21 protein-coding genes and 3 pseudogenes are annotated in these 22,253 nt (G+C 65.0%); 17 read left to right on the forward strand and 7 right to left on the reverse strand.

What is annotated here, in order from left to right; translation table 11 throughout:
* Positions 1 to 59 precede the first annotated feature (59 nt).
* Positions 60 to 416 (forward strand): hypothetical protein, encoded by a 357-nt coding sequence (locus DK389_RS13130; protein ID WP_109890157.1) that lies wholly within the window; start codon positions 60 to 62, stop codon positions 414 to 416.
* 429 nt (positions 417 to 845) lie between these two features.
* Here DK389_RS13130 and DK389_RS35610 read toward each other — a convergent pair whose 3' ends face one another.
* The 3 genes and pseudogenes from DK389_RS35610 to DK389_RS34215 form a co-directional block, all read right to left on the reverse strand.
* Positions 846 to 1,082 carry a DUF6894 family protein gene (locus DK389_RS35610; RefSeq protein ID WP_418292030.1) on the reverse strand — a complete coding sequence of 79 codons (237 nt, stop codon included), beginning with the start codon at positions 1,080 to 1,082 and terminating at the stop codon, positions 846 to 848.
* 260 nt (positions 1,083 to 1,342) lie between these two features.
* Positions 1,343 to 1,537: pseudogene (locus tag DK389_RS35260) on the reverse strand (DUF4267 domain-containing protein); the annotation flags it as partial.
* Between the two features lie 15 nt (positions 1,538 to 1,552).
* Positions 1,553 to 1,762, reverse strand: coding sequence for a hypothetical protein (locus DK389_RS34215; protein WP_236960845.1), 210 nt, complete (start codon positions 1,760 to 1,762; stop codon positions 1,553 to 1,555).
* Between the two features lie 463 nt (positions 1,763 to 2,225).
* On the opposite strand from DK389_RS34215, the gene DK389_RS13145 reads away from it, so the two are divergent.
* From DK389_RS13145 to DK389_RS13165, 4 genes are all read left to right on the forward strand, one after another.
* On the forward strand, positions 2,226 to 2,690 hold the full coding sequence (locus DK389_RS13145; protein WP_109890161.1) for a MerR family transcriptional regulator: 465 nt from the start codon (positions 2,226 to 2,228) through the stop codon (positions 2,688 to 2,690).
* A gap of 90 nt (positions 2,691 to 2,780) precedes the next feature.
* Positions 2,781 to 3,029: a LysR substrate-binding domain-containing protein gene (locus DK389_RS13150; RefSeq protein WP_109890163.1), complete on the forward strand. Its 249-nt coding sequence runs from the start codon at positions 2,781 to 2,783 to the stop codon at positions 3,027 to 3,029.
* Positions 3,030 to 3,124: 95 nt separating this feature from the next.
* Positions 3,125 to 4,102 carry an AraC family transcriptional regulator gene (locus tag DK389_RS13155; RefSeq protein WP_109890165.1) on the forward strand — a complete coding sequence of 326 codons (978 nt, stop codon included), beginning with the start codon at positions 3,125 to 3,127 and terminating at the stop codon, positions 4,100 to 4,102.
* Between the two features lie 326 nt (positions 4,103 to 4,428).
* A complete protein-coding gene (locus tag DK389_RS13165; protein ID WP_109890167.1) occupies positions 4,429 to 4,962 on the forward strand; it encodes a YkgB family protein in 534 nt (177 codons plus the stop codon).
* A gap of 218 nt (positions 4,963 to 5,180) precedes the next feature.
* Here the strand turns inward: DK389_RS13165 and DK389_RS13170 are convergent, their stop codons facing one another.
* Positions 5,181 to 5,801, reverse strand: a complete 621-nt coding sequence (locus tag DK389_RS13170) for a CGNR zinc finger domain-containing protein (RefSeq protein WP_109890169.1) — start codon at positions 5,799 to 5,801, stop codon at positions 5,181 to 5,183.
* Positions 5,802 to 6,048: 247 nt separating this feature from the next.
* Here DK389_RS13170 and DK389_RS13175 point away from each other — a divergent pair, with 247 nt between their 5' ends.
* The 9 genes from DK389_RS13175 (at position 6,049) to DK389_RS13215 (ending at position 12,732) form a co-directional block, all read left to right on the forward strand.
* Positions 6,049 to 6,900 carry an alpha/beta fold hydrolase gene (locus DK389_RS13175; protein WP_109890171.1) on the forward strand — a complete coding sequence of 284 codons (852 nt, stop codon included), beginning with the start codon at positions 6,049 to 6,051 and terminating at the stop codon, positions 6,898 to 6,900.
* Between the two features lie 80 nt (positions 6,901 to 6,980).
* Complete coding sequence (locus DK389_RS13180) at positions 6,981 to 7,952, forward strand: zinc-binding alcohol dehydrogenase family protein (RefSeq protein ID WP_109890173.1); 972 nt, start codon at positions 6,981 to 6,983, stop codon at positions 7,950 to 7,952.
* A 26-nt stretch (positions 7,953 to 7,978) separates the two neighbouring features.
* The gene (locus DK389_RS13185) at positions 7,979 to 8,749 is read left to right on the forward strand and encodes an SDR family oxidoreductase (RefSeq protein ID WP_109890175.1); all 771 of its coding nucleotides are present in this window, start codon (positions 7,979 to 7,981) and stop codon (positions 8,747 to 8,749) included.
* A gap of 29 nt (positions 8,750 to 8,778) precedes the next feature.
* On the forward strand, positions 8,779 to 9,456 hold the full coding sequence (locus DK389_RS13190) for a haloacid dehalogenase type II (RefSeq protein ID WP_109890177.1): 678 nt from the start codon (positions 8,779 to 8,781) through the stop codon (positions 9,454 to 9,456).
* A 482-nt stretch (positions 9,457 to 9,938) separates the two neighbouring features.
* A complete protein-coding gene (locus tag DK389_RS13195; protein WP_109890179.1) occupies positions 9,939 to 10,127 on the forward strand; it encodes a hypothetical protein in 189 nt (62 codons plus the stop codon).
* A gap of 175 nt (positions 10,128 to 10,302) precedes the next feature.
* Positions 10,303 to 10,836 carry an RNA polymerase sigma factor gene (locus DK389_RS13200; protein WP_109896357.1) on the forward strand — a complete coding sequence of 178 codons (534 nt, stop codon included), beginning with the start codon at positions 10,303 to 10,305 and terminating at the stop codon, positions 10,834 to 10,836.
* Complete coding sequence (locus DK389_RS13205) at positions 10,833 to 11,606, forward strand: anti-sigma factor family protein (protein WP_109890181.1); 774 nt, start codon at positions 10,833 to 10,835, stop codon at positions 11,604 to 11,606. The genes DK389_RS13200 and DK389_RS13205 overlap by 4 nt, the downstream gene beginning before the upstream one ends.
* Positions 11,607 to 11,788: 182 nt before the next feature.
* Positions 11,789 to 12,280 carry a DoxX family protein gene (locus DK389_RS13210; RefSeq protein WP_109890183.1) on the forward strand — a complete coding sequence of 164 codons (492 nt, stop codon included), beginning with the start codon at positions 11,789 to 11,791 and terminating at the stop codon, positions 12,278 to 12,280.
* 98 nt (positions 12,281 to 12,378) lie between these two features.
* Complete coding sequence (locus DK389_RS13215; protein WP_109890185.1) at positions 12,379 to 12,732, forward strand: hypothetical protein; 354 nt, start codon at positions 12,379 to 12,381, stop codon at positions 12,730 to 12,732.
* 213 nt (positions 12,733 to 12,945) lie between these two features.
* Here the strand turns inward: DK389_RS13215 and DK389_RS13220 are convergent.
* Together DK389_RS13220 and DK389_RS13225 are read right to left on the reverse strand one after the other, a co-directional pair.
* Positions 12,946 to 15,944 (reverse strand): annotated as a pseudogene (locus tag DK389_RS13220) (PAS domain-containing hybrid sensor histidine kinase/response regulator).
* Positions 15,937 to 16,131 carry a type II toxin-antitoxin system ParD family antitoxin gene (locus tag DK389_RS13225; RefSeq protein ID WP_210206761.1) on the reverse strand — a complete coding sequence of 65 codons (195 nt, stop codon included), beginning with the start codon at positions 16,129 to 16,131 and terminating at the stop codon, positions 15,937 to 15,939. Before DK389_RS13225 ends, DK389_RS13220 begins: the two are co-directional and overlap by 8 nt.
* Positions 16,132 to 16,423: 292 nt before the next feature.
* On the opposite strand from DK389_RS13225, the pseudogene DK389_RS13230 reads away from it, so the two are divergent.
* From DK389_RS13230 to DK389_RS13240, 3 genes and pseudogenes are all read left to right on the forward strand, one after another.
* Positions 16,424 to 17,486 (forward strand): annotated as a pseudogene (locus DK389_RS13230) (IS630 family transposase).
* A 183-nt stretch (positions 17,487 to 17,669) separates the two neighbouring features.
* A complete protein-coding gene (locus tag DK389_RS13235; RefSeq protein ID WP_109890187.1) occupies positions 17,670 to 17,864 on the forward strand; it encodes a ribbon-helix-helix domain-containing protein in 195 nt (64 codons plus the stop codon).
* On the forward strand, positions 17,857 to 19,884 hold the full coding sequence (locus DK389_RS13240) for an ATP-binding protein (protein ID WP_109890189.1): 2,028 nt from the start codon (positions 17,857 to 17,859) through the stop codon (positions 19,882 to 19,884). Before DK389_RS13235 ends, DK389_RS13240 begins: the two co-directional genes overlap by 8 nt.
* Before the next feature lie 360 nt (positions 19,885 to 20,244).
* Here the strand turns inward: DK389_RS13240 and DK389_RS13245 are convergent, their stop codons facing one another.
* On the reverse strand, positions 20,245 to 22,218 hold the full coding sequence (locus DK389_RS13245) for a hybrid sensor histidine kinase/response regulator (protein WP_109890191.1): 1,974 nt from the start codon (positions 22,216 to 22,218) through the stop codon (positions 20,245 to 20,247).
* Between the last annotated feature and the right edge of the window lie 35 nt (positions 22,219 to 22,253).

Here is a 22,253-nt window from a genome sequence, read left to right on the forward strand (position 1 = left end):
AGAATGGTCTTCAGCCCTCAGATCGCCTGTGCACAGCGCGACAGTGGTGGAGCAGCACCATGGACCCATTTGCTTTCATCGAAGCCGTATTGGAGCGTCCGGCGCGTCCCCACCTCCTCTCAGCTTTGGACGTGTTCGACATCGCTCGGCGGGCTCTGATGGACGCGCCTGGCTATGATCAGCACATGCGCCTCGAGGAGCAGTACCAGTCAGCCGATGGCTGCTTCACGGCGTTCCGCATCCGGGATGAGGTGGCTCGCGGCGGTGCCCGCGGCCATGGCATCAGCTTCGTGCTGGCTGAGGCAGAGTGTCTAGCAGAGCACGAGCTCCGGAACGGCTTAGCGGCCGTCATGACCAAGCTGGTGAGCAGGTTGCTGTGCGAGCGCAAGACCGGCCGGGAGGCTGCCTACGCTTAAGATCTTGGATCAGCTGGCTGAGCGACGCGCCGTGTGGTCGAGCCCCCAAACGACGATCGAGCCACTTGCAAACGCCGATGTAAGCGCCGCTCTCAGCTCAGGTCGGTCACGCCGTGTCCCATGCTCGCCTTTGATCTGTGTTTTGACGGGCTGTATATAATATAGATTGAGAGCATGACTTGAAATTCAAATCAATTGCAACAGCCTTGCTGCTAAAGCCAAGCGCCAGCGCTATGGCGACTGGGGTGTAGAATTTATTCCATATTTCCAGACCTTCTTTCGCGAGCTGCAAGCGCCACGTGCGACTTGGACAGATAAACAGGAACTGCGGAGCTATCACCGTGCCGGTCTCCCGCAATTGCACGATGCCCTATCGGGCAGCCCGGCAAGCCGGGTTGACCTATGTACAAGGAGTCTCACAGGACGCCGCTACCTCATCCATTCCGGGGTGAGCGGTAGGCGAGCACGGAACACGATCCTTCCGCTCTCGTCACAGATGTGCGCGATGCAATCTCGCCGATCCCCAGGCGGGCGCGTATCGCGGGCAACATCACTCAGCGGGCCAATCACCTCATCGCGCGCCCTGCTGAGGTCAGGAAACTCGCGGCCATCATCGTCGAAGCAATGCCGCTGCCCGTCGTGGAAGTCGAAATAGAAGAGCGGCATGTGACCCACCACGGCAGAGCTACACCCACACGGGCGACTCCGTTAAGCGAGTAAAGTTCCGAAGCGGCTTGGCGTCTTATTGAGTTGTACTCCAAGGTACGATGTGGATAGAGAATTCCATCCTAAGATTCTTCTACGATTATCCTGTAAGGGCTGATGTTTCTATTTAAGCCTAGCAGGCCTCTCTCTCGCGCTTCTACGGACAACGATACGCCACTAGCCTTCAACGACACGCCTTCGGGATCACGGAGTCGTAAGGATCACTCACCGGGCGGCGACCGAGACACCCATGTGGCGATGAGGGCTAGAACGGCTCCACTCACTGCATGAAGCGCGATCTGCCATGCGGCTGCAGATCCTGAAGTCCAGACCAGAATGACGTCACACACGGGAATGAACACGCTGGCTCCCAGCACAAGGCACACAGCGCGCCGCGTCAAGACCAGAGCGAGGCCGCCGAGGTAGAGAGCTTAGGCGATATCGCGAAAGCCAATTGCACGCAGGTAGCCTACTGAGACACCGCTCGGAGCCGGGATGCCGAAGATCGCCGCACCGGCTGCGGGGAGCGCGATGAACAGGCCTCCGAGGCTGAGGAAGACGGCCGACAAAGCCACAACTGCCCACGTGCTCGGCTCCGCCCATGAGAGGCTTTGCAGGGTCGTGTTTGAGTTCTCAGCCATCAGGACGCCTCGTTACCGCGACGGGGATTTCCTCAGGAGGCTACCTCACGGGCATGCGTGGTCTTCGGTGAGGCTTCACGCTGGCTCCTTTCGCTATAATTCGATTGCTAAACGGGACGCTGCAGGTGTCCTTCTTTCCGACCGTCCTTGAATCATGGATCAACCACCGAGAACTGGGTAGATTAACGATACTACTCACATTCTCGTCGGCGAACGCACGACGCCATCCGAGTGACTATCTCAGCTTACTCAATGGGTTAGCTGTACGCCTAACAGTGCAGATCGTGGAGACGCGCGCTCAACCATCCAATTCGGCGCGAGGGTTAGAGCGGTCTCGATGTCTATCACCGCCAGCACGCCGTGGCCGTCGTAGGTCCACGAGATAGTCTCACAACGGCAGCCCGTTGAGCTCTGGATCGGATGGGGGAGGGTCCGCTGCGTCACAGAACGCGGAGGGCGGAAGATGGGTGTCACGATTTACGAGCTGGCCGAGCGGGCAGGGGTGAATGCTTCTACGATCCGCTACTATGAACGACGAGCCGTTCTGCCAGCGCCTCATCGATTGAGCGACGGGCAAAACCTGTACGCGGCAGCTGACATCGCCCGCGTGCGCTTCGGCCGCGGCCTCAGGCTGGAGCTGGACGAGATCCGCGCTTTGATCGAGATGATCGGAGAGGGCAACTGCGAGGAGATCGACGTCTTCGAGCAGGCCATCCGCGAACGGGCTACTCAGCTGCAGCGCTTCTGCGAGGCCATGCGGTCGGTCTCTAGCGCAATGCGGGCGGGAGAGATCGAGGAAGCGAGCGCGTTCGATCGGCTCACTGATGAAACTGAGGGGCAGCCAGCTGCTGACGCCGTCGATGAAGGCGATGGCGAAGCGACACCGCCCTCAACACCTAATCCGAAACGGAAGCGTGCAAAGTCCTGACGGGTAAGATGGCGGGATCCCAGCTGATCGCTTGCGACTGCCTGAGGCTGGCTTACTCGGCCTCAGGCTGGCGAGAAGCGGACATGCTGCTTGGCGGCCAACAGCGTCGATACGGTTCGCGGCGCCTGCGTTGCCGGCGCCGGTCTCGCGCTCCTGACTTATTGGGACGTGGCACGGGACCTAGCCGACGAGACGCTCGTCACGGTCACCCTGAAGGACGCCGAGCCCGAGTTGCTCGCTATCTGGGCGGTGCTGCCAACCCGACAGCACACGCCCGCCCGAGTGCGCAGGTTCCTCGATGTCATGAAAGAAGAGTTGTCCACTCGTCCACGCACCTGAGCAGCGCCGGAAGCGGTTTACAGGCCTCGTGCGAGCTGATTAGTGCGGAAAACGGGCGGCATTCCGCCCTATCGTTCCAAACCCGTAGGTCCGCCATGGCAACACCCGAGGACTGGCTGAGCCGCCTGCTCGCGCTTGTCCCCGTCCGTGGGCGCCTCGACATCTACTGTACCTATGGTGCCCCCTGGCGCATCGACCAAGCCCGTGCGGAGATCGGTGAGATGGCCTATCACGCCGTTGTCGCCGGAACGGCCACGCTTGAGGATCCGTCGCGCGGCCCGCCGTTGCGCCTCTCGGCCGGGGACATCCTGCTGCTCCCGCGGGGGGACGCACACGTCCTCCACGATGGCAGCGGAGCTCCTGCTGCGCCGGCGCACACGCGGGCGGGCTCCAACCTGCTGATCAGCGAGAATGCAGGCGCGGGCGAGCGGCTCGACATGCTCTGCGGGCACTTCATGCTCGCGCCCCCCCAGGACCGCCTGCTGCGGGACTACCTGCCGCTGCGGGTCGTGGTGCGAACGGCCGACCCGGGCGCATCCGCGACGTTGTCCGGAACCCGGGACGTGCTGAACGGCCTCGTTTCGCTCATGCGCCGTGAGGCAGTGTCCGACAGCCTGGGTGGCCGGGCCATGCTGGACGCGCTGTCCACGGCGCTGTTCACGCTGACGCTGCGACTGGCCAGCGAGGCCCGGGAGACGCCGGTCGGCTTGCTGGCCCTGGCGGGCCATGCCCGCTTGGCTCCGGCCCTGTCGGCCCTGTTCAACGAGCCGGGCCGCTCGTGGACGCTGCCCAAGCTGGCGCGCCTCTGCAACATGTCGAGGGCGACCGTGGCGCGGCAGTTCCAGGAGAGACTGGGCCAGTCCGCCAGCGAGCTGTTGATGGACATCCGCATGACCTTGGCGGCGAACGAGTTGCGGAAGCCGTCCGCGAGCACGGGTGCGGTTGCGGAGACGGTCGGGTACCAGTCCGAAGCCGCCTTCCAGCGCGCCTTCAAGCAGCGCATGGGCGTCACGCCGGCGCAGTGGCGCCGGGGTGCGCCGTCCGCCGCATTGCCCGTCCCGCCGCCATCGTGAGGACCGCGTCGCTACGGGGATTGCGGCGGCACGCTCGCGAAGAGCGGACCAAGCCCCTCTGCCATCGTCGGGTGCGCCAAGACGGCGTCTCGTAGCCGCTGGTAGGAAGTCCCGCCAGCATCGCCGTCTGCACCACCGCCACGACCTCGCCAGCCTCGGAGCCGATCATGGCCGGACCGTTCAATGAGCTGGTTGCGCCGATCGGTCGACGCCGAGACGGATCATGATGAGACCTTCCGGCATATTTTCGGCTGTGTGAAGCATCGAATGTCGCAAACTCCGTCGGTATCAAGGACGCACTGAACGCAACGCCTTCGGAGGGCACCATGAACTTCCTCATCGACAAGCTGGCTGGCTCGGGTCTGCTCCGGCGCGACCTCGACTATCACCTGCTCCGGGCCGCGATGGTCGTCATCTTCGCTTGGTTCGGGTACGACAAATGGTTCGAAGCCGAGATCAGGGGACTTCTCCCCCTGATCACGCACGGCCCGTTCACCTCTTGGACCATTCCGATCCTAGGCATTCGCGGCACGGCCATTTTCCTCGGCGCTTCCGAATGGACCTTTGGCACGCTCCTGTTCCTGGGCTTCTGGAACAAGAAGCTGGGCGTGTTGGGCGCCCTCGGCTCCACAGCCACATTCATCTCGACTTTGACAATCCTGCCGTTCGTGCCCGATGCCTGGGAAGCGGGCGCTGGTGGATTCCCCGCCATGGCGATGAACGCCGCCTTCCTCCTAAAAGATCTCGTCCTGCTTGTCGTCTCGATCTACTTGCTCCGGCAAGACGTAACTCGGTCGATCGCGGTTCGCCACTCTGGTGAGGAGCCCGGTACTTTCGCTAATTGGCCGCAGAGGACCTAATCTGACACTGCCCCTGACCCCACTGCTGGGTTCAGGGGCGCTCTTTGGTCCAGCCTACCGCAAACCCGGATGCAAGCTGCTGGAGGATCTCTGCCGTTCCGCTTTCAACCTGCCTTCGGGGCAGAAGCACCGAAGCCCTGGACGACCAAAGGTCGGACCGCTCTCGTGGAAGCTGATCGTTTCCTCAGTTCGCCGAGCGACCTGCTTGAGGTCTGCAGCTAGGGCCTGTGGCGACTTCTGTGGGCAGCCTGCTTAGCCCTGTTGCCGCAAACCGCCATGCTGCACCACCTCCGGCTGCGGCGGCGCGTATGGTCGGCGAACATCAGCGTGCAGCTATGTCCCTCGCACGCCTTGATGTGCGTAAAATCCTCCTCGCAGACGAGCCGGGCGAGTGCCGTCCCGATCGGCTGGAGCAGCGCTTCCGGACCGCGCCAGTGGCGCGAGGCCTGCATCTCCAGATGCACCTGACCGTCGTGATCCCGGGCCACGATCTGGTTGAAGCTCTCGTCCCGCTCCAGGAGTCGGTTGAGCGGCTTGAGATCGGCCAGGTCGTCGGCCGTGAGCGGTCTGCCCCTACGCTCTTCGACGTAGCCTCGGAACCACTCCCGCAGCTGCCGGGCCTGATCAGCGACGACGTCGAGCTCCCCCGGCGTAGCCCGGTCCCGCACGATCGCAGCCGCGGCCGCCGGCACAAGTCCGGCCTGTTCGAGCCAACGCAGCAGACCCTCGCCGTCGCCGATCCAGTCGACGGGTACATCGACGGGTGTCGCGACCGAGTTGAGGAAGTCGAGGCCGGTCTCGTCGGCTACGAAGATCGCGGGTGAGTGCTGATTGTCCATGAGGTCGCCATCCAAGCCGCCGGCAGGCCCATTCCATATGGCACCTAACCCCGTCGATTGCACCACGGGGGTTAGGGATCTTCAACCTGAGATCGACGAGCCGCTGCCATAGAGCCATGCCCATACACGCCTTCCGATGCCAGACTGGCGACCTAGGGCGTAACCTTCAAACTACGAATTGACAGGTTACTCCTAGTCGTCCATAACCACTCCATCATTACTGAGGCGGTTACCAAAGAGGGACGCCATGTCCGAGATCCGCTATCGCACCGTCGACGTCGACGGCTTCCGCATCGCGTATCGGGAGGCAGGCGCCCCGACTGCTCCCAAGCTGCTGCTGCTGCACGGCTTCCCGAGCGCGGGCCACATGTTCCGGGATCTCATTCCACTCTTGGCCGACCGCTTCCACCTCGTGGCGCCCGATCTACCGGGCTTCGGCCTTTCGGAGAGGCCGGCGCGGGAGCGGTTCACCTACAGCTTCGACGCCATCGCCTCGGTCATCGACCGCTTCACCGAAGTGATCGGCTTCGACCGGTTCGCGGTGTACGTCTTCGACTACGGGGCACCGACCGGCTTCCGGATCGCCGCGAAGCATCCGGAGCGGATCACCGGCATCATCTCGCAGAACGGCAACGCCTACGAGGAAGGGCTGAGCGAGGGGTGGAACCCCATCCGGGCCTACTGGCAGGATCCGTCGCAGCCCAACCGCGACGCTCTCCGCGACCTCCTGAAGCCGGAGTCGACGATCTGGCAGTATACGCACGGCGTCGCCGATACGACTCAGGTCTCACCCGACGGTTACTCGCTCGACAACTACTACCTGGGCCGTCCCGGCGCCGACGAGGTGCAGCTCGACCTGTTCGGCGACTACAAGAGCAACGTCGCCCTCTACCCGGCTTTCCAAGAGTACTTCCGCAGCCACAGGCCGCGCCTCCTGGCGATCTGGGGCTGCAACGACCCGTTCTTTCTACCGGCAGGAGCCGAGGCGTACCGGCGCGACATCCCCGACGCGAAGGTGACCTTCTTGGACACCGGCCACTTCGCGCTCGAGACCCACGCCGCCGAGATCGCTTCGGCGATCCGCGACTTCCTCGCCTGAGCCCGATGCCGGGACGCCGGGAAGCGTCCCGCTCCGCCCATCGTGCGCCCGAACGGCGCCCGCCAATCAGGGAGACTGCCATGCGCGCCATCGTCTTGGACGGCTTCGGAGGCCTCGACGTCCTGACCTACAGAGACATCCCCGAACCTGAACCGTTGGCCGGGCACGTCGTCATCGAGATCAAAGCCTTCGGCATCAACCACGCCGAAGTGCACATGCGCCGAGGCGAATGGGCCGAGGCGGCGCCAGTCTCAGGCATCGAGTGCGTCGGTATCGTCAAGTCGTGTCCCGGCGGCGAATTTCCGGTCGGCGCTAAAGTGGCGGCGCTGATGGGCGGGCTCGGCCGCACCATCAATGGCAGCTACGCCCAGTTCACCCAGGCGCCTATCGGCAACGTCGCTCTGATTGACGCCGATCTTCCCTGGGCCGAGCTCGCGGCCATCCCCGAGACGTATGCCACCGCCTGGACCTGCCTGTTCCGCAATCTCGAAATCCAGGAGGGGCAGCTTCTGCTGATCCGCGGAGCGACCTCGTCGTTCGGTCAGGCCGCTCTCAAGATGGCAGTAAACGCCGGCGTCCGCGTCATCGCCACCACGCGCAATCCAGAGCGGTTCGCCAAACTGGAGGCTCTAGGCGCCGAGCGTTGCGAGATCGAGCGGCCGAACCTGTCGCAGCATATCCCAGAGGCGAAGCGGATCGACGCCATTCTGGACCTCGTCGGCAACAGCGTGGTTCTGGACTCACTGGCGATCCTGCGCCGTGGCGGCCGCTCGTGCCTTGCAGGCTGGCTGGGCGGCCTCGATCCAATCCAGGACTTCAACCCGCTGCTGCAGATGCCGAGCGGCGTCAATCTGACCTTCTTCGGCAGCTTCGTGTTCGGCACCCCCGGCTTTCCGCTCTCCGACGTCCCGCTCGGGCAGATCGCCCGTGACGCGGCTGTCGGCCGGCTCGACGTGAAGCCCGCCCGCGTCTTCGGCTTCGACGAGGTCCGCGAGGCGCATCGCATGATGGAAGCCAACGCGGCCGGCGGGAAGATGGTCGTCGTGCACTGAGCCCGATCTGATCGGAGAAAATCGAGATGACGAAGACAGTGGCCATCGTGACCGGGGCCAGCCAGGGCATCGGTCGAGCCACGGCCGTGCGCCTGGCCCGGGACTTCTCCGCGCTTGTGCTGGTGGCCCGCAACCGGGCCAAGCTCGAGGACACGGCCGCGGCCGTGAAGGCGGCCGGATCTGAGTTGCTCGTGATCGACGCCGATCTGGCCGAGCCGGCGGCGGCCGCGAACGTTGTCGAGCGGACGCTGTCCGCGTTCGGCCGCATCGACGCGCTGGTCAACATCGCCGGCGCGGTTCCCGGGGTGGACGTCTTTCAGATGACGGACGAGCAGTGGCATGCGGGTCTGGAACTCAAGCTTCACGCAGCTCGGCGCCTCACCGTTCGGGCGTGGGATGCCCTTAGGGTGTCCCAGGGTGCGGTCGTGTTCATGTCGGGCAACGCGGCCGCGATTCCGCGGGCGGGCGCAGCAGCTGTGGGCGCGATCAATGCGTGCATAGAGGCCTTGGCTAAGGCGTTCGCGGAACGCGGCATCGTGGATGACGTGCAGGTCAACTGCGTGTCGCCCGGCGCGATCATGACCGACCGTCGCACGGCGATGCTTCAGAGAGCCGCTGAGGCCAAGCAGATTGACATCGAGGACGCAAAACAGGGCTTCCTGAGACAGGCCGGGATCGCCCGCTTCGGGACAGCGGAGGAGATCGCGGATGTGGTGGCGTTCGCCGTCTCCCCGGCGGCGCATTGGATGACGGGGACCGTGCTGCGGATGGACGGCGGAGAGGTCAGGTCGGTCTGAGTTCAGTTCCATCCGTCCAGGAGGCCTTGATGCCCACGCCTGATATCCTGATCGGCGCCCGCGCCGTCGTCTTCGATGCCTACGGCACCTTGCTTGATGTCCACTCTGCCGTGCAGCGCCATGCCGGCTCGGTCGGGCCCGACGCGAAGCCGTTGTCGGACACTTGGCGTCAGAAGCAACTCGAGTATTCCTGGGTGCTCTCCCTGTGTGGCCGCTACACGGCATTCTGGACGTTGACGGAGCGGGCGCTCGATTACGCGTTGGCCCGTCACCCAAACGTGGACCCGTCCTTGAGGCCAGCACTTCTGGAAGCCTATCGACGACTGGATGCCTACCCGGAAGTGCCCGCGACCCTGGACGCACTTCGGACACAAGGGCTCAAGACCGCGATCCTGTCCAACGGCGACACGGCGATGCTCGAGATGGCGGTCAGCAGCGCCGCGCTTCACGATCACCTCGACGCGGTTTTGTCGGTCGACCCGGCCGGGGTCTTCAAGACCAGTCCGCGCGCCTACGACCTCGCGCTCGAGCGGCTTGGGGTCGATCGCCGGGAGATCGTGTTCGTGTCGTCAAATCGGTGGGATGTGGCTGGAGCGGCCGCCTACGGCTTCACGCCGGTGTGGGTGAATCGCACACGTCAGCCAGAGGAGTATCCCGACCTCGCGCCTGTGCAGGTGATCGACAGCCTCGGCGCTCTCCTCAGGTGACGTTGTGGCCGGAATGCGAGCACTCCGCAGCCTTGAGCTGATTGTGCGTTTCATATCCTTCCGCTGGGGCAAACCGTAGCGCTCCGGACGCCATCGTTGAGAAAATCGGGCTTTGTGATCCATCTGGAATGCAACGGTACGGCGCGTCTGCTTTGCGCATGAAGAGATTTCAAAGCAGACGAACGGCTTCCGGCCAAAATCATGCACCGCGCGCAGCGCTTTTGTTTGTAAATACGGCCTGGACGCTACGAAGGTCGGGTCTGCGGCACAATCGCCCGTTCTCCCTGTGGCGGGGCAAACAGGAGGAGACTGCGCGCAGCGATGAGACACGCGGAATAATCCGCCCTCATCCGCGTCTGTGCTGCCGTCGCTGCGGCCGAGAGTGGCTTCAGCAGCGGCAGGAGACGAGAGACATGTGTCAGGTCAGCCCTACGTGTTGCACACGCCTTGCCGCAGCAGCGATCTGCCTGAGCCTTGCGGCCATGCCGGGAGCCCGTGCGGAGGGCGACGGCGACGGGTCGCTCCGCGCGGAATTGCAGAACCCCCGCCTGATCGAGCGGGGAGCCGGCCAACATCCCGACAACTTGGCCACCTCCAGCCTCTGGCACGGTGACCGTGCCCACAAGCGCGCGAACACGCCCGCGTCGGCCTACGCGCGCTATCCGAGGTGACGAGAAGCTGAAGAACGAAGGGTTCAGGAGCGGACTGGTCCCAGGTGGACCGAAGAAAAGTCCGACCCGCCGGAATAATCCTGATGGCCCGGCGTCTGCCCTCCCGTGACGCTTGGGATGGGGCCGGATGGCACGATCCGGGTGCGCGATGCGCGCACTCCGCAGGAGGCAGGCCGTGCAGCAGATGATGCTCCTCGTGGAGCCGTTGATTCCGGCGCTGAGACGCTACGCAGCAGCGCTCACGCGGGATCGGGCAGACGCCGACGACTTGGTGCAGGACACGCTGGAATTGGTGATTACCCGCTGGCATCAGCGCCGGACCGACGGCAGCGTGCGCTCGTGGCTCTTCACGATCCTGCACAATCTCGCGGTCAGCCGTATGCGTCAGCATCGGCGCCGCGGCGGAGCCCACCTGCCAATCGACGAGGCCCACGAGGCGGCGCTCGCGATGCCCGCTCCGCAGGAGGCGGCCCTCGGCTCCAGGGACCTCATGCGTGCCCTTGATGCGCTCACCGAGGAGCAGCGCGGTGTGCTGCTCCTCGTGACGGTCGAGGGGCTGTCCTACGCCGAGACGGCCGAGGTGCTGAGCGTGCCGATCGGCACCGTGATGTCGCGCCTGTCACGGGCGCGCGACAGGATGATCCAGCTGATGGACGACGAGGTCGATGCTGCTCGACTCCAGCGCCCGGCCCTGCGGAGGTTGAAATGAACGCGCGTTCGATCACCGACGATGACCTCCAGGCGTTCGTCGACGGCCGCCTGGACCCCGACAGCCGAGCCCGCGTCGAGGCTTACCTGGCTGCCGATAGCGCGGCTCGAGCGCGCGTCGCTCGGCTGATGGCGCTTCGCGATGATCTGCGGGCCGCGTTCGCCCCGGTCGCGGCGGAGCCTGTGCCGCCGCAGCTGGACCTCGCTCGACTAATCGCGGCACGCCGTCGCCGACGGCTTCCGGCTTGGCAAGCGGGCGCGGCAGCTCTGCTGATTGCGCTGGGTGGCGTCAGCGGCTGGACGGCTCGCGGCTCCCTGTCGGACAAGCCGACTGGCATCTCCGCGCTCGCAGAGGAAGCAAGAGCGAACTACGCGGTCTACGCGCCGGATCAGGCCCGACCGATCGAACTCGCAGCCTCGGACCGAGACGAGATCGCACGCTGGTTCTCGTCCCGCCTGAAGCGACCGGTTGGCGTGCCCGACCTCAGCGAGGCCGGCTACCACCTCCTCGGCGGTCGTCTCGTCGCGACGCCGCACGGGCCCGCCGGCATGCTGATGTACGACGATGCCCGGGGTACCCGCATCGTCATGCTCGTGCGCTCGCTTGACGGTACGGGCGATGTGCCGATGGTGGACCACATCTACGGCCCGATCGCGGGCTGTGCCTGGGCTCAGAAGGGGCTCGGCTACTCACTGGTGGCGGCCGCGAATCCCGAGGTGTTGCACCCGCTCGTCCGGGAGATCCGGCGACGGGCCGCCACCGAGGGGTGAGCAGGACGCTGCCGGGAGGAGGCGTGGCCGCCTGTCCTCGGGATCCGCGTTCTGTCCCGGCCCAGCGGGTCGCGTCCTGAGAGATCCGCACGCCCGTCCGAACACGACGTCACCCTGCAACCTCCCGCCGGCCCTGCTCCGCGGGAGAGCAGCCTTCCTTTACCCGAGAACAAGGGACACCAATGTCGGTCTTCGCTGGTTGGAACATCCAAGGCGGAGCGTTCCTGAGGCGCTGGGCGCCTCTGCCGCTCCGCCTGATCGTCGGTTACGGCTTCATGGCGCATGGCGTCGCAAAGGCGACCCGCGGTCCGGATGCCTTTCCCGCCCTCCTGCATGCCATGGGCATACCGGAACCGTTCCTGATGGGATGGCTCACGATCCTCGTCGAGATCTTCGGCGGGCTGGCGGTGCTGCTCGGCAGCTTTATCCCGTTGGCCAGCGTTCCGATGGCCATCGTCCTGCTGGTCGCGATGTTCACTGTGCACCTGCCCTACGGGTTCAGCTCCATCAAGCTTCAGGCGATCACAGAGACCGGCGCGCGCTTCGGGCAGCCCGGCTACGAGACGGACCTGCTCTACCTCGCCTGCCTCGCGACCCTTGTCCTCGGAGGGTCGGGGCCTCTCTCGGTCGATGCGGTGATCAAGCGGCGTGCAAGCCTCGGGCGCAGGACGTGAGGCCGAAGGCGCCGCGTTTGTTCTGGAGCGCCTGAAATCGGGCAGTCTGTTGGATTGTTCGATCTGGCCGCTTGCTGCTTCCGAACCGTAGGCCTGAGATGAAGGACGTCACCGCGCTGATCGTAGAACTCGTGCTGCTAGGCCTTCTCATCGCGGGCGTCGGCCCGGCAGAGGCGAATGGCCCGGTCGAGATAAGGGAAGTCGCGCTCGTCCAGCCTTCAGACTCGCACGCGCCGCAGAAGGCACTGGTCGACATCCAGAACACAGGATCCAATCCGGTCAGGGACGTAGCTTTCACCTGCACCTTCTCACATGACGGAGGCGTGGATCTTGAGACGAGAGAAGCCTCCATCGCTGAGATCACTCGCCATGCCACCGTTCGAACTGAGGTAATCTACTACGGCTGGCCGAGGGCCCGTCGCGTGAGCTGCAAGCTGAACAGGCCACGCTAGCAGGGTGACCTGCGTGGCTGTCGCTGCTTTGAGGCTCGGATCGGCCTCAACTGAAAAGCTGTGCCGATCGGCAGTAAAACCACCCTTTGGCTCTTGGCCGAAAAGCAGACCTTCCTCATTGCGCCCATCTCGGCCATTCAGCGACCTGCGGTGGCATCTCTAAAGCGGTCGTTCGCCGACTGGATGTTATGGATCGGCCCGCAGGGCCTTTGGCTACGCCTCGTTCTCGATCATCTCTCGGATGCGGCTGGCGAGCGTCTCCATGACAAAGGGTTTCGTGAGCACCTGCATGCCTGGCTCCAGATGCCCGTTGCCGATCACCGCGTTCTCAGCATAGCCGGTGATGAACAGCACCTTCAGACCGGGGCGCGCTACTCGGCCTGCATCTGCCATCTGCCGACCGTTCATGCCTCCAGGCAGACCCACATCCGTCACGAGAAGGTCGAGGCGCACGTCCGATTGCAGCACCCTCAGCCCCGAAGCCCCATCCGCCGACTCGATGGCCGTGTAGCCGAGATCCTCCAGCACCTCCGTCACCAGCATGCGCACGCTGGGCTCGTCATCGACGATCAGCACCGTCTCGCCCTGCGCGGCTCGCGGTGCGTCGCTCAGGCCAGCCAGGGCATCTGCCTCCTCTGCCTCGCCATAGTAGCGGGGCAGGTAGAGGCACATGGTCGTGCCCTGGCCCACCTCGGAGTAGATCCGAACCTGCCCGCCCGATTGCCGGGCGAAGCCGTAGATCATCGAGAGGCCGAGCCCGGTGCCCTGACCGATGGGCTTGGTGGTGAAGAACGGGTCGAAGGCCTTGGCGATCACGTCTGGCGTCATGCCAGTGCCGGTGTCGGTCACGCAGAGCGACAGGTACTGACCGGGTGGGAGGTCACGCTCCTTCGCGGCGCGATCATCCAGCCACTTGTTGGCGGTCTCGATGGTGATGCGCCCACCCCCGGCATCGCGTCGCGGGCGTTGATGCAGAGGTTCAGCAGCGCGTTCTCAAGCTGGGGTGGGTCAACGAGCGCCGGCCAGAGTCCAGCCGAGCCAACAACCTCCACAGCGATCTCAGGTCCAACGGTGCGCCGGATCAGCTCCTCCATGCCATGGATCAGGTCGTTCACGTTGGTGGGCTTCGGGTCGAGCGTCTGGCGGCGCGAGAAGGCGAGCAGCCGGTGGGTCAAGGCAGCGGCGCGCTTCGCGGCACCCTGGGCCGCGTTGATGTAGCGGTCGAGGTCTGTCAGTCGCCCTTGCGCCATCCGCGTCTGGAGAAGCTCTAGGCTGCCCGAGATGCCGGTGAGCAGGTTGTTGAAGTCGTGCGCGAGCCCACCCGTGAGCTGGCCCACAGCCTCCATCTTCTGCGATTGGCGCAGCGCCTCCTCTGTCTTCTGAAGCTCGGCTGTGCGCTCCTCGACCCGCCGCTCCAGCGTCGCGTTCGCCTGCTGGGCCGCTTGGAACAGACGTGCGTTGTCGATGCCGATGGCAGCTTGTGCCGCAAGACCGCTCATCAACTCCTCGGAGCGCTCGCTGAACACGTCCGGCTCCGGGTGGCCAAAGAACAAGCCCCCGATCACCTCACCTGAGCGGGACGTCACCGGAACCGCCAAGTAGCTACGCACCGGCAGGTGGCCCTTTGGCATGCCGGAGTGGGGTGAGTTTCGCCCGTAGCGCTCATCCTTCAGGATGTCGGCAGAGCGGATCACACCCTCACCCAGGAAGGTCGGCGCGAACACGGCCGTGGCACGCGGCATGCCGAACTTCTCGAATGCACTCCGCTCCGCACCCGAGAGCGCGTAGAGCATGTACTTGCCCCCGGCCTCATCGAGCACGTTGTAGAAGAAGGCGCCGAACTGCGCTCCCGTCAGCTCGACCCCGGCATCCACCACTGTCTGGACGAGCCGGTCGAGTTCCAACTCAGCTGCGATCCGGGTGCCGGTCCGGTTGAGCACCTCGAGCGCGTGACGCTCACTCGCGAGCCGCTCGTTGCTCTCGCGCAAGGCCGCCTCATGCGCCTTCTCGACCGAGATGTCGCGCACCTCGATGATGGTGCCGATGGTCCGGGACGCCTCATCCCGGACAGGACTTGCGTTGAAGGCGACCGGGTAGAAGTGCCCGTCCTTGTGGACGAAAACCTCCTCGCCGTCAGTGTGAGCGTTCTCCGGGAAGGCGCGGTCGATGGCGCACTCGTGCAGCGGGAAGTGGCTGCCGTCCGGCCGGGTATGGTGAATGACGTCGTGGAGGGGACGGCCTTGCGTCTCGGCAAAGGTGTAGCCCGTCAGCCGCTCCGCCGCCGCGTTCATGTAGGCGCAGTGCTGCCGGTCATCCATGAGGAAGATCGCGACCGTCGCGTTGTCCAGCACCGCATTCAGCCGGCGGGTTGTCTCCGCCAAGGCTGCTTCGGCCTGCTTGCGCTCGGTGATGTCGGTGACCGTCAGAACCGTGCCGGCGATCCGGCCGTCCACGCGCACAGGCGCGTTCGTGCACAGCACATGGCGCGAGGTGCCGTCCCGGCGGAAGAACACCTCCTCGTGATCTCGCAAGACCTCGCCGGTGTGTAGCGCAGCTACCACCCGGCAGTCTTCGGCCGGGTAGGGGCGACCGTCCGGGTAGTGGTGGTGCAGCGCCTCGTGCAGGTTGCGCCCGAGGAGCTCTTCGGCCGGCCAGCCGAACATCGCCTCGGCGGCGGTGTTGGCGAACGTAATGTTGCCGCTCGCGTCCAGCTGGAACACGGCCTCGCTGACGTGGTCCGTGATCGTCCGCAGGGTGCTGGCCTGGGCGCGCAGGCGCTCCTCTTGCTGGTGCTGAGCCGTGCGGTCGCGCAGGATCTTGACGAAGCCCTCGACCTCTCCGGCTTCGGTCCTGAGCGGCATCAGCTCGCCCACAGCCCAGAAGCGGCTGCCGTCCTTACGCTGGTGCCAGCGCTCGTCCAGGGCTCGGCCGCACTCCATCGCGGTGCGCAACTCCTGCTCAGGCCTGTCTTCTGCTTGGTCCTCGGGCGTGAAGATGAGGCGGACGAGTTGACCGACGATCTCTCCCTTGCTCCAGCCCAGGATGCGGGTCGCGCCCTGGTTCCAGTCGGTGACACGCCCGTCCCGGTCCATAGCGAAGATGGCGAAGTCGATTGCGCTCTCGACGATCGCTCGGTAGCGCTCCTCCCTCGCTCCCGCTGACCTGCTTTCCTGGACTTGCTCGCGAAGTCCTAGCTGCTCGGCCTCAGGCATGCTGGAGCTTTTGCTCAGCAAGACGGGCGCGCCTGCGGCTCTCAGCAGTCTCCTCACGTTCCAGCAGACGCAGAGCTGCTCGCATGACCTCGCTCGCGTTCTGGTAGCGCCCGGAGGCGATCTGGGCGGTGATGAACTGATCCAGCTCGAGCGTGATGGAGACGTTCTTGGCGATCCGGTTTGGCATGCCAGGCGGATGGCATGGGCGGACAGGGCTGTCAAAGTTTGTGCTACAGCAAAGCTCGGGTAGCTCCAGCGATAGCTCGGCGGAGGAAATTTGCCGCAGGCTTCTGCCCTCAGCATGCTGTTCGGATAGGTCTTGCCCAAGCCGAGCGTTCCAGCCCCATCGAGGCCCTGCTCTACTGAATGCCCAGCCTCAGGTTGCCCGGTGTCTTATACTGGTCGGCGGTGATGGGGACTCACGGGGTTTTCCAAGGGCGGCAGCTGTGTTTCGATGAGGCGGACCGAGAGGGTTTGCCATGTCCGCTGCTGTGCCGCTGCGCGAGGACTTCAGCGCCGATGATCTGCGGCGGCTGGCCCGGGTGAGCCGGGATGCCGGCCAGAGCCGTCGGCTGTTGGCGCTGGCGACGATCTACGAGGGCGGCAGCCGCAGGGACGCGGCCCGGACCGGGGCGGTGGGCCTGCAGACGGTGCGCGGCTCTCGTGCTCGCCTTCAACGCGCAAGGCCCAGCGGGGTTGATCGACCGCAAGGCGCCGGGCAACCCACCCAAGCTGGGCGCGGCCCAGCGGCAGGCACTGGCGCAGGTCATCGAGGAAGGGCCGGATCCGGAGCGGGATGGCATGGTGCGCTGGCGGCTGAAGGACTTGGCCGCCTGGGTCTATGCCAGCTTCGGGATCAGCCTGGACGAGAGCACGCTCGGCCGCACGCTCAAGCAGATGGGGTTTCGCAAGCTGTCGGCCCGCCCACGCCACCATGAGCAGGACCCGGCCGCCTTGGCGGCGTTCAAAACAGCCTGCCCGCCACCGTGAGCGCGATCCGCGCGGGCTTGCCGCCTGGAACAGCCATCGAGCTGTGGTGGCAGGACGAGGCCCGCGTCGGCCAGAAGAATACCTTGCCGCGCCGCTTGCGCCCGTCGTGGCAGCCGCCCCTCGGCCCTCAAGGATCAGCGCACGGCCTACGCCTACATCTTCGGGGCGATGTGCCCGGAAAAGGGCAAGGGCGCCGGCCTCGTCCTGCCCGGCTGCGACAGCGAGGCGATGAGCCTGCATCTGGCTGAGATCAGCCGCAGCGTCGATCCCGGCGCCCACGCCGTGCTGATGCTGGACGGCGCGGGCTGGCACAGCGCCCACGCCCTCGTCGTGCCCGCCAACATCACCCTGCTGCCGCGGCCGCCCTGCGCGCCGGAACTCAACCCGGTTGAGAACGTTTGGCAGCTTTTGCGCGACAACTGGCTCGGCGACCGGATCTTTGACTCCTACGACGACATCGTCGATCGCTGCTGCGAGGCTTGGAGCCGCTTCATCGACCAGCCTTGGAAGATCATGTCCATCGGCCTGCGCGACTGGGCATATCGGTTATGACCAATGCCGATTGGTATTAAACCCTGCTGGAACGATCATGCCGGTGGCACATGCCTCGGCCTGTCCGTTGGGGCATGCTCTAGCGGGCAGATCGTGTTCCGCAGGCCTGGCGCTTGCTCACGCAGAGCAGTGTAGCGGGTGTTTCGGTTGCAACACCCTTGTAGGGAGGTGCTAAGCTTCGGGATGGCTGCAAAGCACTCCCGTCACATCGCACTCACCGGCCCCCTCGCCGAGTACGTCGAGACCCAGATCGCCGGAGGTGAATATGCCTCCGTGAGCGAGATGGTCCGGGCTGCCGTCCGTCTTCTGATGGAGCGCGATCGAGCTGCAGCTCGCCCCAACCTTGCGGCCTCCCAGACCGCATCAGCCGATGAATAGGCCTGCGCCTGATCTCCACGTAGGTCACGACTTCCAAGCCGACCTTGCAGTCATCGAGAGCATCAAGGTGGTGCCGACGATCTTGGAGACCGTCTGCCGGGCGACAGGCATGGGCTTCGCTGCGGTTGCTCGTGTGACGGACGATCGCTGGGTTGCCTGCCAAGTGCGTGACGGGATCGCATTCGGGTTGCCACCTGGGGGTGAGCTAGAGGTCGAAACGACGATCTGCCGCGAGGTCCGGCGTTACGGAGCAGCTGTCGTCATCGACCACGTCGCTGAAGACGAGGCCTACTGCGGTCATCCGACTTCGGCGCTGTATGGGTTCCAGAGCTACATCTCGATGCCCATCGTGCTGCCGGACGGCACGGTCTGGGGCACGCTTTGCGCCATTGATCCGCAGCCGGCTCGCCTGAACACGCCTGGCACCATCGGCATGTTCAAGGCGTTCGCTGACCTGATCGCCTTTCACCTCGATGCCCAGCAGCGCGTGGGCGTCAGCGCTGCCGAGCGTGACCGGGCTTGGCGCCTGTCGCAGGATCTGCTCGTCATCGTCACCGCCGACGGCAGGCTCCAAACCGTGAACGCGGCCTGGACGAGGCTCCTCGGCTGGCAGGAGCAGGAACTCGTCGGCAGGAGCTTCGCCGAGTTTGCCCATCCTCTCGAGGCAGAGGACCTGGTTACCCTCCGTACCAGCATCGCTGAGAAGCCCCTGACGGAGCCTCACGAAATCCGGGTGCGGCACAAGGACGGCAGCTACCGCTGGTTCGCGTGGACCGGCGCTTTCGAGGACGGGAAGGTCTACGCGAACGGGCGGGACGTCACCTCCCATCGCGAGCAGGCAGAGGCTCTCGCCAGAGCGGAAGAAGCGCTGCGGCAGTCGCAGAAGCTCGAGGCGGTGGGCCAGCTCACGGGCGGCGTGGCCCACGATTTCAACAACCTCCTGACCATCATCCGCTCATCGGTGGAGTTCCTCCGGCGACCGAACCTGCCGGAGGAGCGTCGCAAGCGCTACATGGATGCGGTCTCGGATACGGTTGAGCGGGCCGCCAAGCTGACGAGTCAGCTTCTCGCCTTCGCCCGCAGGCAGGCTCTGCAGCCGGAGGTGTTCGAGGTCAGCACGTGTCTGCGTGCTGTGGCCGAGATGCTCGATCCGCTCATGGGCGCGCGCATCCACATCGTGACAGAGGTGCCAGACACTCCCTGCTACGTGCGGGCGGACCTGAGCCAGTTTGAGACAGCCCTCGTCAACATGGCGGTGAACGCCCGAGACGCGATGGAGGGTGAGGGCACGCTGACCCTGCACCTTTCCTGCTGCGATGGGATGCCGCCTATTCGCCACCACTCAGGTGCGTCCGGGCCCTTTGCGGCGGTGTCGCTGACCGACACAGGCTCCGGCATCGAGCCGAGCCGGATCAGCCGCATCTTCGAGCCCTTCTTCACGACAAAGGAGATCGGCCGCGGCACAGGCTTGGGTTTGTCGCAGGTGTTTGGCTTTGCCAAGCAATCGGGAGGCGATGTGGATGTCACGAGCAGGCTCGGTCAGGGCACCACGTTCACGCTCTACCTGCCCGAGGTCGAGGCTGAGATCACCCAAGAAGCCGAGGACGAACTCGGTCCATCGACGGGCGGCTCAGGACAGCGCGTGCTCGTGGTTGAGGACAACCTGGAGGTGGGCCGGTTCGCAACACAGATCTTGGAGGATCTTGGATATGTCACAACCTGGGCCCACAACGCTCCTGAGGCGCTGAAGGCGCTTGGCGCCGATGCAGCGATGTTCGACGCAGTGTTCTCGGACGTGGTGATGCCAGGCATGGATGGCGTTCAGCTTGCCCGAGAGATCCGGCGCCTATACCCCGGTCTGCCGGTTGTGCTGACGAGTGGCTACAGTCACGTGCTGGCTAAGGAGGGTCCGGACGGCTTCGAGCTCCTGCAGAAGCCCTACTCGGTCGAGGCGCTCTCGCACATTCTTCGTCGTGCGATAGGCAAGAGGAAGCGCAGGCGCTCAACGAGGCAGACTTAAGTCAGTGGGACCGCAGCGATCCAGCGCACCGGGATCTGTACGGCGCTGAGAATACCGATCCATCTATGCGCCTGAAGCAGGTACGCTGTGGCACACCGCGGCGGGCAGCACCTTCCGAGCCCTGGCACCGCCGGGGCTTTTCTTTTGCATGCAGAGCTCGCGGAAAATTCGCGCAAGGCCATGAAAGGGCATGCGCCGATTGGGCGTTATGCAGCGTTCGCCGCCTTGCTCTCACGCCGTCGCCCTCGACGCAGATCCAGGCAGCAGCCGCGTGGACGCGCTTTGACGTTCAGAAATCAACGCTTCTGGTGCTCGCCAGCAGCTCCCGAACGTCCAGCAAGCCTCTCCGCCCCGCGCAGCTTAGCCTCCCCCGTGCTTCGGCCGGAACGGCAGGACTTGGCCCTCCTGCCGGAGGCTCTGCAGGAGCGCACGGGCGAGGTCGGCCTGCTTGAACGGCTTGCCCAGGCGCACGAGGTCGGCGAGCCCCTCCTCAGGGAGCTCCGAATAGCCGCTGGCGAGGATCACCGGCACCGTGGCTTGCTCGGCCCTGATCAGCTCGATCAGCTGCATGCCGGTCATGCCCGGCATCATCTGATCCGTGATGACGAGATCGATGTGCTCTGAACGACGAAGGACGCGCAGGGCCTGCTCGCCCGAGGTAGCTTCCAGCACCTCGTGTCCGAGGTCTTCCAGCATCGCCGACGTGTTCATCAGGACGAGCGGATCATCGTCCACAACCAGCACTTTGAGTGGCTGAGAGGTTGGCACCGAGGAGCTGAACTCTGGGATCTTCTCCACGAGGCGGCCCGCCTCAACTACGGGTAGCCACAGCTCGGCAGTTGTCCCCTGACCTTTCACACTCTTGAGGAATAGATGGCCTCGGGATTGTTCTGCAAAGCCGTGGACCATGGAGAGGCCGAGGCCGGTACCCTTGCCGATGCCCTTGGTCGTAAAGAAGGGCTCCGCCGCCCGCGCCAGCGTTTGTTCGTCCATACCCTCGCCGGTATCCGTCACAGACAGGACGATGTAGCTGCCTGGTGCGAGGCCGGCGATCTCGTCAGTCCCCGCTTTCGCCTCGCGGGCGGCGATCGTGATCGCGCCACCCTCCGGCATGGCATCCCGGGCGTTCACCGTCAGGTTAAGAAGCGCCAGCTCCAGCTGATTGGCGTCTGCAAAAGCCAGTGGGAGTTGAAGAGGAAACTGCGTGCTGACGGGAATGGTGGAGCCGATCGAGCGCTGTAGCAGCTCGGCCATACCGCGCACGAGCTCCGGCACGTCGACGGGCCCGGTTGTGAGCTCCTGCCGCCGTGCGAACGCCAGCATGCGCTTGGTCAGCGTCGCACCCCGCTCGGCTGCCTGGATCGAGTTCTCAATGAGCTGCACGAGCTTGCGATCCGGCGGCAGACGCTTGCGCGCAAGGTTCAAGTTGCCGAGCACGACGGCGAGCAGGTTGTTGAAGTCGTGCGCCACGCCTCCGGTGAGCTGCCCGATGGCCTCCAACTTCTGAGACTGGATAAAGCGGACCCGGGTCTCTTCGAGCGCCTGCTGGGCGTTCCGCCGCTCGGTGACATCGCGCGTGATCTTGGCAAAGCCGACCAGCTCGCCGTGCTCGCCCCGGATCGGATCGATGACGACGTGCGCCCAGAACTGCGTGCCGTCCTTGCGGACCCGCCAGCCCTCCCGTTCGAAGCGGCCTTCGCTCGCCGCGATCTGGAGAGCGCGGGCGGGCAGCCCCGAGGCGCGATCCTCTTCCGTGTAGAACCGGGAGAAGTGCTCGCCGATGATCTCGTCTTCCGCGTAGCCCTTGAAGCGCTGCGCGCCCCGGTTCCAGCTCGTCACCCGGCCCTGCGGGTCCAGCATATAGATTGCGTAGTCCTGCACGCCCTGGACGAGCAGGCGGAAGTGCTGCTCGCTCTGGCGCAGCGCCGCCCGGGAGGTCTGCCGCTCAGTCAAGTCACGGGTGATCTTGGCGTAGCCGAGGAGCGTACCGTTGTCGCTCCGGATCGGATCGATGACGACATGGGCCCACATCAGCGTGCCGTCCTTGCGGACCCGCCAGCCTTCCTGCTCGAAGCGGCCCTCTGTGGCAGCGATCTGGAGAGCGCGGGCGGGCAGACCTGAGGCACGATCCTCGTCAGTGTAGAACCGGGAGAAGTGCTGACCGATGATCTCGTCTTCCGTGTAGCCCTTGAAGCGCTGCGCGCCCCGGTTCCAGCTCGTCACCCGGCCCTGCGGGTCCAGCATATAGATTGCGTAATCGACGATGCTCTCGACCAGGATCCGGTACCGGCCATCGTGGGTCACCGATGTCCCGGTCACCTTATCTGTGTGCATGCGTGGATCTCGATTTCTACTGGCGCCAAAGCGCA

This window comes from Methylobacterium durans, from assembly GCF_003173715.1.
In the GTDB taxonomy this organism is placed as follows: domain Bacteria; phylum Pseudomonadota; class Alphaproteobacteria; order Rhizobiales; family Beijerinckiaceae; genus Methylobacterium; species Methylobacterium durans.

Excerpts from the sequence above, each read along its gene's own strand:
- DK389_RS34215 (WP_236960845.1), bottom strand. The coding sequence starts at position 1,762 with ATGGCTGAGAACTCAAACACGACCCTGCAAAGCCTCTCATGGGCGGAG.
- DK389_RS13180 (WP_109890173.1), top strand. The coding sequence starts at position 6,981 with ATGCGCGCCATCGTCTTGGACGGCTTCGGAGGCCTCGACGTCCTGACC.
- DK389_RS13165 (WP_109890167.1), top strand. The coding sequence starts at position 4,429 with ATGAACTTCCTCATCGACAAGCTGGCTGGCTCGGGTCTGCTCCGGCGC.
- DK389_RS13235 (WP_109890187.1), top strand. The coding sequence starts at position 17,670 with ATGGCTGCAAAGCACTCCCGTCACATCGCACTCACCGGCCCCCTCGCC.
- DK389_RS35610 (WP_418292030.1), bottom strand. The coding sequence starts at position 1,082 with ATGCCGCTCTTCTATTTCGACTTCCACGACGGGCAGCGGCATTGCTTC.
- DK389_RS13205 (WP_109890181.1), top strand. The coding sequence starts at position 10,833 with ATGAACGCGCGTTCGATCACCGACGATGACCTCCAGGCGTTCGTCGAC.
- DK389_RS13170 (WP_109890169.1), bottom strand. The coding sequence starts at position 5,801 with ATGGACAATCAGCACTCACCCGCGATCTTCGTAGCCGACGAGACCGGC.
- DK389_RS13155 (WP_109890165.1), top strand. The coding sequence starts at position 3,125 with ATGGCAACACCCGAGGACTGGCTGAGCCGCCTGCTCGCGCTTGTCCCC.
- DK389_RS13175 (WP_109890171.1), top strand. The coding sequence starts at position 6,049 with ATGTCCGAGATCCGCTATCGCACCGTCGACGTCGACGGCTTCCGCATC.
- DK389_RS13195 (WP_109890179.1), top strand. The coding sequence starts at position 9,939 with ATGCCGGGAGCCCGTGCGGAGGGCGACGGCGACGGGTCGCTCCGCGCG.
- DK389_RS13185 (WP_109890175.1), top strand. The coding sequence starts at position 7,979 with ATGACGAAGACAGTGGCCATCGTGACCGGGGCCAGCCAGGGCATCGGT.
- DK389_RS13240 (WP_109890189.1), top strand. The coding sequence starts at position 17,857 with ATGAATAGGCCTGCGCCTGATCTCCACGTAGGTCACGACTTCCAAGCC.
- DK389_RS13130 (WP_109890157.1), top strand. The coding sequence starts at position 60 with ATGGACCCATTTGCTTTCATCGAAGCCGTATTGGAGCGTCCGGCGCGT.
- DK389_RS13245 (WP_109890191.1), bottom strand. The coding sequence starts at position 22,218 with ATGCACACAGATAAGGTGACCGGGACATCGGTGACCCACGATGGCCGG.
- DK389_RS13210 (WP_109890183.1), top strand. The coding sequence starts at position 11,789 with ATGTCGGTCTTCGCTGGTTGGAACATCCAAGGCGGAGCGTTCCTGAGG.
- DK389_RS13190 (WP_109890177.1), top strand. The coding sequence starts at position 8,779 with ATGCCCACGCCTGATATCCTGATCGGCGCCCGCGCCGTCGTCTTCGAT.
- DK389_RS13145 (WP_109890161.1), top strand. The coding sequence starts at position 2,226 with ATGGGTGTCACGATTTACGAGCTGGCCGAGCGGGCAGGGGTGAATGCT.
- DK389_RS13225 (WP_210206761.1), bottom strand. The coding sequence starts at position 16,131 with ATGCCAAACCGGATCGCCAAGAACGTCTCCATCACGCTCGAGCTGGAT.
- DK389_RS13215 (WP_109890185.1), top strand. The coding sequence starts at position 12,379 with ATGAAGGACGTCACCGCGCTGATCGTAGAACTCGTGCTGCTAGGCCTT.